This is a genomic window from Thermococcus sp., from assembly GCF_027063845.1.
GTDB lineage: Archaea > Methanobacteriota_B > Thermococci > Thermococcales > Thermococcaceae > Thermococcus.
In genome coordinates, this window is the sequence record NZ_JAMOQU010000125.1 from 1 (window position 1) to 7,142 (window position 7,142).

Sequence of the window (7,142 nt, forward strand, 5' to 3'; positions counted from 1 at the left end):
GACATCTAAACAAGGATGAGGTCATCGAAACCCTTACCAAATTCCTTGTGGAAAAAGAGGAGATAATATTCGCCTACCTTCACGGTAGTTTCCTTGAGGGCGAGTTCTATCGGGACATCGACGTTGCCGTGTACGTTGACCCGGAGAAGGTCAAGGACTTTCTCAGCTACGAGCTCAAGCTCGCGGTGGAGCTTGAGTTGCTCCTCAAATACCCGGTTGATGTCAGGGTTTTGAACGACTCACCGCCGGCTTTCAGGTACCGGGTCCTCCACGGAAAGCTACTCTTCACCAGGGACGAGGAGAAATGGCTTGAGTTCTACGACCTGACGGTTAGAGAGTACCTCGACTTCAGGCACTTTGAAAGGGAAATGAGAAGGGAGCTCCTTCACAGGGGCTCGTAGAAGCCTATCTCCGGCTCGTAGATTTCTCCGTCCGCTAAAAGTTGACTTATAGCTTCTTCAATGATTTCCTCGTCGAACTCCTTGGAGAGCTTCTTGACTATGAACTTGTGAGACAAAGCCTTGCCCTTCTCGCGGAGGAGGTTCATAACAGCTTCCTTCGCCTTCTCAAGCTCCGGGTTGACCGGTAACTCCTCGGCCTCCTCGGTCGTTTCCTCCTCGATTAGCTCTTCTTCAAGGGCCCTCTGCTCGAGCATCATCGTGTATAGCTCGTCTATCGTCTGGAGGAGCTCCTCATCAACGCCCTTGTTCCTGGCTATGACCTTGGCCTTGGCCGTTATGCCGTAGCGGTCGTAGATTTCGAAGGCTATCTTCGCCTTCTCTGCGTGCTCGACCTTCTCCTTGAGGGTCTCAAAGCGGTGGAGTATCCAGAAGTTCGGGCTAACCTTCGCAACTCCCTCCACGAGTATCTGCTTGTCGTCGCGCCACTCCGCGACCTTTCCGATTATCTGGACTATGTCTCCTTTCTTCACGAGCCTTATGAAGCGCGTGTCGTCCCTAAAGCCGAGAACCCAGATGGTTCCGGTTCCGTCGTCAATCTGGAACTTGCCGTAGGTCTCGTCGTCGCTTATCACAGGCTCCCTGACGACGGTGGCAACGACCTTGACGCGGTAGACTTTTCTGGCGTCGCGCGTTATGAGGTAGTTCGGCTCGAAATCACCCTCGCTCCTGACGTAGTAGCCGTCGAGGATGTCCTTGATGTAGACCCTGCTCGCTGGAAGGCGCTTCTTCATAGCTCCTCACCTCCGAAGAAGCTGATGACGTTCTCAACCTTCGGGAGTATCTTTCTCTCAAGCTCCCTTATCTCCTCCAGTGCCTCCAAATCGGCGTCGCTGAAGTCCTGTATGACCTCGCCGAAGATGTGAACGCTCTCCTCGCTCCTTATGACCCTGCCGATAACCCTGACGACCTGGCCGTTCTCGGGGAGGACGTTCTCCTCGCTCTCGACGAGTATAACTCCCGTCCCGTCGTCGAGCCAGAAGGTGTAGTCGAGCTTGTCAACCTTGAAGGCCTTGCCGATTAGGGAAACCCTCGTATCGTCTTCCATAATCTCGGCAATCTTCCTCTCGACGGCGGGCTTTCTGCGCCTGAACCTCATCTCCTCCATTTCACTCACCACCGAAGGCCCTCAAAACTTCCCTCAGCTCTCTTCTCGCGAGCTCTATCTCGCGCCTCTCATCGACCTCTTCCCAGGTTCTGGCCTTGAGGAGCGTTCCGAGGAACTTGTCCTCCGTGACGTTGCCCCTGACGATTATCTCCCTGCCGAGGAGCGGGTAGTAGGTTTCCTCCGCGAGCTTCCTTCCCGCTTCCCTCATCGTCAGACCCTCTTCGATGAGCTTCTTGAGCCTCTCGTCTATCTCCTCTGGACTCTCGCCGAGCAGTTCGCTGGCATCGTCTCCGAAGAGCGTGACCCTGATGTAGCCAGTCGAATCGTCCAGGCCAAAGTCGAGGACGACCATCTTGACGGGCTTTACTGCTCCGTGCTCGGGGCAGACCCAGCTCTCGCTCGCCGGGTCGTAGTCAACCTTTCTCCTGCACTCCGGGCAGGAGTCGTAGGTTATGACGCGGTAGAGCCTCGCTATGGTTCCCCTGAGCTCGACGAAGCGCTCGTTTCCTTCGAGGTCCTTAATCTTCATCCTTCTGTAGTTGTAGGTTCTGACCTCTTCGATGGGCGGTATCTCCTCGACGCGCGGGTCTTCGGGGTCCTTGATGATTCTCGTCCTATAGTTGGCGTGGAGCTCTATCCCGCGCATCCCCTCCTTGACAAGGGGGTCTATGACCTTGATGACGTCGCCCGGGCTGAGCTCGTCGTAGTACTTGCTCACGAAGTTGTCCCAGAGGACGAGCCTCGCCTGACCTGTGGAGTCATAGATGATGAGGTTGGCAACCCTTCCGGTCGAGCCGTCCCTCTTCTGATACTCCTTCGGCGGGAACTTCCTGAGAACCCTCGCGACGATGTTCACGTTGCTCATTCCCGGGACGAGGTCCGCTATGTGAAGGAGCTCCTCACCTTCCTCGAGCTTGACGCCGAGCTCTTCGGCCAGCATTACGGCCGCGGCGTGCTCGGAAATCCCGTGGGTTTTAGCCAGCTCGGCAATCCTCTCCTCGATTTCCTCCTTTGAGAGGCCCCGATGCCGGATGATTCGATTGATTATCTGCTCCTTTGTAAGGCCTACCATAGCACTCACCTTGATGGTAATTGGGACTCGGGGTATTTAAACTTTTCCCTCCGAACTCCTTTTGGCGAGAAGGGGCATTATTTCCGCGCTATAGAAGAAAAGGGATAACTGGGAGCTCAAGAAGTTCCGTCGCTTTCGGAGCTGTCTTCCTCAGTTTTGGCACTATCGTCCACTGTCTTACCCTCGAGCTTAGCTATGAGGTCGCTGTACTCCGCGTGGACAACCTTCTTGAAGGCCTCCTTGATTATCACAGGGTCGTTCTCGGGAAAGCCGTAGAGCTCCGCAAACTTCTGGGTCGTTCCGAGGAGCTTCGTCCTCTCGTAGGGCTCGGCGTAGATTAGGCCCATCTCGATGAGCTTCTTTATGTGCTCGTAGGCCTGACTTCCGCGGAGCTTTATGATTTTACTCTGCTCTATCGGCTGGAGGTAAGCAATGAGCGCGAGGGTCTTCAGCTCGCCGGTTCTCAGGTCGGGTCTCGGCATGAGGTGGATAACCCTCTGGCTGTACTCCTGCTTGACCTGCATGACGTACTTATCGCCCAGAACCTTGACGACCTCTATGGCACTCTTTCTCTCCGCGTACTCAGCCGCTATGAGCTCGATGAGCTTTTCGAGGTAGTCAAGGGATTTTATCCCGAGGGCCTTTGAAAGTTCCTTGACGCTGAGCGGTCTTCCCGAAACGAAGAGGGCCGCCTCAACGAGGGCCTTGTCCTCAAGCAGTCCCATGGTTCACACCTGGAGACGTTAAGGCATGCAGACTTATTAAAGCTTCCCGACCGCAAAATTTATAAACCCGCCTCGACAGGTATGAATCGGCACGGCGGCCATAGCGGCGGGGTTACACCCGGTCTCGTTTCGACCCCGGAAGTTAAGCCCGCCTGCGTTCCCGGGTGTACTGCCCTCCGAGAGGGGGCGGGAAACCGGGAACGCCGCCGGCCACTATCATGCGCCCGGGTGGTGTAGCCCGGCCCATCATACGGGACTGTCACTCCCGTGACCCGGGTTCAAATCCCGGCCCGGGCGCCAAAGACACTTTTTCCAGAAACGTTTCACCAAAGTGGGCATGCTTTTTTGAAGAACAGTTTTTGAGTGGATTCCTTTGTGAGTTCTCTTTGGGGGTTCCTCTAAGAACCCTCCTAAAAGGGTTCGAGTCTTTTATGCCTCTCCAGAGCGCTGGAAAATGGGAAAAGCTCAGTCCACGAAGGCCAAGCCGTTCCACAGCTCCCTTATCTCCCGCGTCGCGTCGGGGTAGAGCCTCTTGAAGGTTATCCTCCAGTAGCCGTTCCCCAAGTCCTCTATGTCCTCGATGTGGATTTTGAGGCCGAGCCTCTCGAAGTGGCTCACCATCCTGTGGGCGGTGCTTACGTTCTTCACCCTCACCCTGAAGGTCTCCTCGACGTCGTGGCCCTGCGATACTTCTTCGATGCTCTCAACGAGGGGCTTTAAGAGGGCCTCTCCGAGTGCCTTCGCGTAGTTCTCAAAGTCCTCGCCCCTAACCTTCCGCTCGGCTATGTAGAAGGCGAGCCGGCTTATTCTCCCCATGAAGTAGCCACCGGGCAAGTCAAAGAAAATCCGCGCGCCGATTCTCATGTCGTTGATGTTTGCGTATGGCGTCACGTACTTCGCTATTCTCTTCATGTCGGGCGTCTTCATGACAACGCCTTCCCGCTTTTCCTTGCTGAGCCTATCAACAAGCTCCCTCAGGTCGTCAACCCTTGACCTATCGTAGAGTCCAAAGACCTCAACCTGCGGAATTCCGTACTCCTCGGCGAGTTTATACCTCTCCTCTGCTGGAATGCTCCTCCCGGTTCCCTTCTCCTGGATGTCGAACAGGAAGAACTGAATGTCTTCCTTTACGTAGGGTGGTCCCTCAACCAGATAAGGACTCTCCGGCCCGGCCATCTCGCCGACGAGGATGAGGTTGGGGTAATCCCTGAAGAACTCCTCGTTGATGAAGTCAAGAATCCTCTCGGTCGTGAAGGGGCAGACGAAACCGCCCCTGGTGAGCGCTAAAATTCTGTCCTTAACTTTGACGACGCGGACGTTGTAGCCGTCAACCTTCTCCTCGACGTAGAAGGGTTTGCCCTTGAATATCCTCCTTACACCGTTCTCGAGCTGAACGATTCGCTTTATGTGCGGAAATCCTAAAACGACCGTCCCGTCCTCAAAAACGGCCGTTCCCCTCCTGAAGCCCCTCGCCGAATCGCGGAAGCGGACGTAGCGGATTCCCTTGAAGGTATCTTCTTCTATTCCGCCTTTCCCCTCGAGTACCTCAAGTCTCTCCTCCGGCAGGCCGAGTTTCAGGAGAAGGTTTCGAAACCCCGAGCTGACCATCCTCTCACCAGATAAGATTTGCCCCCATGGTTAATAATTATTGGGTGTTAATAATTATTGGGTTAAGAGACATTAAGAGAAGAGAAAGGGCATAAAATCAGCGCTTCATCGTGGAGAGAACCTTGGTGGTGACGTCGTTGCCGTCCTTGTCGTAAATCCTGTAGTAGGCGCTGTAGGGGAGCTTCATCTTGGCCCTCCTCATGGCCTCGAGGGCGAACTTGAGGTGGTTCTCGTTGACCCAGACGGTGAGTATCTTCTGGTCCTTCCTAACGCGGGCGGCAAGGCCAATTGGCTTTCCGAAGGGCCTGCGCATACCGTTTCCGTAACGGTCGGCCTTCCTTCCGGTAGCCATCGGGTTCTCACGGAGCACCTGGAACGGGTAAACGCGAATCTTGAAGTGGTAGTTGCTCCTGCCGACGTTCTTCTGGAGGTACCTGTTGACCTGAATACGAATGGCTTCGAGGGCGTTCTGTCTTATCTGCATAGCCTGCTCGGCGTGGAGGCTGACCTCGTACTGGAACTCGGCCGAGAGGTTGCCCATGTCGAATATCGTTATCTTCGGTCCGGGAGCACCGCGTATGTATTCCCTCCTCGTGTAAGCGGGCTTGTCAACGTCCCTATCAATCTTCGCTGGTCTGAGTCCCATAATCTCACCTCCAAATGAGCGCGAATCAGAGCCTAAACTTAGGCGAGTTGAGTTCCTTATAAAAGTTTTGGACGTTCACTATCTTTGACCCTCGTTCCCTCGATTATCAGCCCTATCGAAAATGGCAGGAATGCCAGAAGGGCAAGGTTGAGGGTCAGTCCAAGGTGAACCTCCCCGAGCGAGTAAGCCAAGCCGAAGAGCATCCCCCCGATGAAGGTCGAGAGGTTCTGCACCGCGTTTACCCCACCTATCGCGAGCGATGAGCGGTGGTAGCTCGCCAGAACTTTCCTCGAAATAGGTCTGAAGCTCTGGAAGGCGAAGAGGGCCAGAAAAATTCCAAGAAAGACCGTAGGGGCCGTCTTTATCGAAGCCAAAATCGGTGATACTCCCGCGAGAAGGGCGGTGAGCTTAACCATCTTGGCTTCACTCCTCACGTCGGCGAGCCACGAGACGAAGTAGCTGAGAAGCGCCGAGAGGAACCCCGTCCAGCCGAGCAGAACGGCGGTTCTCTCCTTGCTCAGCCCCAGCGCCTCCGAAACGTAGACGTAGGTTATCTCGCCCGAGGTGAAGGCCACTATAACCGCCATCAGCGAGGCAATCGTTAGGACTCTCCTCGGGTTCAGGCTTGGCCTCTCACCGTCTGTTGTTTTCTTCTTTCTCGGCGTTATCAGGTCGAAGAGGAGGCAGTAGCTGAGGAGCATTATAAGGCCCGTCAGGACGAAGAACGCCGAGGAAATCCACATCTGGCCTGCCAGACCGAGCCCAACCGTGTAGGCGTAGACGTAGTTGCCGAGGAGAGACGCCATGCTCCCGAAGAAGAAATAAACCGCAGTGACGCGCGCCCTTATCTCCTTCGGTGTTGTTACGGCCAAAACGAACTGGGCCATCGGCCAGCTTATCCCGTTGAGGAAGCCGTTTAGGAGCTTTATTCCAACGACCTGAAGCCAGCTTGAGGTGAGCGGGTAGAGCTGAACAGCTACAGCGTTCCCCATCATTGCTATCGCTCCGAGGTAGACGAGTTTCTTGCTCCGCTCAAGGACGAGACCGCCCAGGACTGATGAGAAGGCCCTCGCAAGCACAAAGGACATCGAGACGAGGGAAACCGCGAACATGCTCGCCCTGAGGATATCGCGCGTGTAGAAGGCTATGGCGGGAGTTGCGAGGCGAAATGCAATCGTTCCCGTGAAGGCCGAGACGATGAGGAGCAGAATCCCTGCGAGCCTTCTGCGCTCCATCAGACCACCTTCTGAGCGTTATGCACTTGACTTAAAAGGGTTTGGCCCCCGAAAGTTTTTCGAAAGCCGAACCGATGGGTGCGTTTAGTTTCAGGTTTTTCATGAAATTGTCGAGCGAAGGCTTTTTACCGTCTTCCATCAACACGCTTCGAGGTGATTGGAATGGAGCTCCGCTTCGACATGCAGTATGAGGACGCTTACAGGGAAGTCTATGAGATGGTGAAGCCGAAGTACAAGCTCTTTACGGCCGGACCAGTCGCCTGCTTCCCTGAGGTTCTCGCGATAATGAG

At 55.0% G+C, this 7,142-nt stretch carries 8 protein-coding genes, 1 tRNA gene, 1 rRNA gene and 1 pseudogene; 4 read left to right on the top strand and 7 right to left on the bottom strand.

Annotation, left to right across the window (positions count from 1 at the left end; genetic code table 11):
• Positions 1-401, top strand: a 401-nt coding sequence (mntA, locus tag MVO87_RS10265; protein WP_297553071.1) for a type VII toxin-antitoxin system MntA family adenylyltransferase antitoxin, incomplete at its 5' end; no start/stop codon positions are given.
• On the opposite strand, the gene MVO87_RS10270 is transcribed toward mntA, so the two are convergent.
• The 4 genes from MVO87_RS10270 to scpB all read right to left on the bottom strand — a co-directional run bounded on the left by MVO87_RS10270 (position 386) and on the right by scpB (position 3,363).
• Positions 386-1,192, bottom strand: coding sequence for an OB-fold nucleic acid binding domain-containing protein (locus MVO87_RS10270; protein ID WP_297516312.1), 807 nt, complete (start codon positions 1,190-1,192; stop codon positions 386-388). The genes mntA and MVO87_RS10270 overlap by 16 nt on opposite strands.
• The gene (locus tag MVO87_RS10275) at positions 1,189-1,566 is read right to left on the bottom strand and encodes a replication protein RepA (protein WP_297516314.1); all 378 of its coding nucleotides are present in this window, start codon (positions 1,564-1,566) and stop codon (positions 1,189-1,191) included. The genes MVO87_RS10270 and MVO87_RS10275 overlap by 4 nt, the downstream gene beginning before the upstream one ends.
• A 1-nt stretch (position 1,567) precedes the next feature.
• Complete coding sequence (locus MVO87_RS10280) at positions 1,568-2,638, bottom strand: OB-fold nucleic acid binding domain-containing protein (RefSeq protein WP_297516319.1); 1,071 nt, start codon at positions 2,636-2,638, stop codon at positions 1,568-1,570.
• Between the two features lie 116 nt (positions 2,639-2,754).
• Entirely contained in the window at positions 2,755-3,363 is a 609-nt protein-coding gene (gene scpB, locus MVO87_RS10285) for an SMC-Scp complex subunit ScpB (RefSeq protein WP_297553073.1), read from the bottom strand.
• Between the two features lie 90 nt (positions 3,364-3,453).
• On the opposite strand from scpB, the gene rrf reads away from it, so the two are divergent.
• Positions 3,454-3,575, top strand: a 5S ribosomal RNA gene (rrf, locus tag MVO87_RS10290).
• 10 nt (positions 3,576-3,585) lie between these two features.
• Positions 3,586-3,663: transfer RNA gene (locus tag MVO87_RS10295), tRNA-Asp, on the top strand.
• Positions 3,664-3,828: 165 nt separating this feature from the next.
• Here the strand turns inward: MVO87_RS10295 and MVO87_RS10300 are convergent.
• From MVO87_RS10300 to MVO87_RS10310, 3 genes are all read right to left on the bottom strand, one after another.
• On the bottom strand, positions 3,829-4,971 hold the full coding sequence (locus MVO87_RS10300; RefSeq protein WP_297553075.1) for an RNA ligase: 1,143 nt from the start codon (positions 4,969-4,971) through the stop codon (positions 3,829-3,831).
• A 97-nt stretch (positions 4,972-5,068) separates the two neighbouring features.
• On the bottom strand, positions 5,069-5,617 hold the full coding sequence (locus tag MVO87_RS10305; protein ID WP_167728819.1) for a 50S ribosomal protein L16: 549 nt from the start codon (positions 5,615-5,617) through the stop codon (positions 5,069-5,071).
• Between the two features lie 56 nt (positions 5,618-5,673).
• Positions 5,674-6,852: an MFS transporter gene (locus MVO87_RS10310; protein ID WP_297553077.1), complete on the bottom strand. Its 1,179-nt coding sequence runs from the start codon at positions 6,850-6,852 to the stop codon at positions 5,674-5,676.
• Between the two features lie 162 nt (positions 6,853-7,014).
• Between MVO87_RS10310 and MVO87_RS10315 the strand changes: the two are divergent.
• Positions 7,015-7,142: pseudogene (locus MVO87_RS10315) on the top strand (aspartate aminotransferase); the annotation flags it as partial.

Excerpts from the sequence above, each read along its gene's own strand:
- MVO87_RS10300 (WP_297553075.1), bottom strand. The coding sequence starts at position 4,971 with ATGGTCAGCTCGGGGTTTCGAAACCTTCTCCTGAAACTCGGCCTGCCG.
- MVO87_RS10270 (WP_297516312.1), bottom strand. The coding sequence starts at position 1,192 with ATGAAGAAGCGCCTTCCAGCGAGCAGGGTCTACATCAAGGACATCCTC.
- MVO87_RS10305 (WP_167728819.1), bottom strand. The coding sequence starts at position 5,617 with ATGGGACTCAGACCAGCGAAGATTGATAGGGACGTTGACAAGCCCGCT.
- scpB (WP_297553073.1), bottom strand. The coding sequence starts at position 3,363 with ATGGGACTGCTTGAGGACAAGGCCCTCGTTGAGGCGGCCCTCTTCGTT.
- MVO87_RS10275 (WP_297516314.1), bottom strand. The coding sequence starts at position 1,566 with ATGGAGGAGATGAGGTTCAGGCGCAGAAAGCCCGCCGTCGAGAGGAAG.
- MVO87_RS10280 (WP_297516319.1), bottom strand. The coding sequence starts at position 2,638 with ATGGTAGGCCTTACAAAGGAGCAGATAATCAATCGAATCATCCGGCAT.
- MVO87_RS10310 (WP_297553077.1), bottom strand. The coding sequence starts at position 6,852 with ATGGAGCGCAGAAGGCTCGCAGGGATTCTGCTCCTCATCGTCTCGGCC.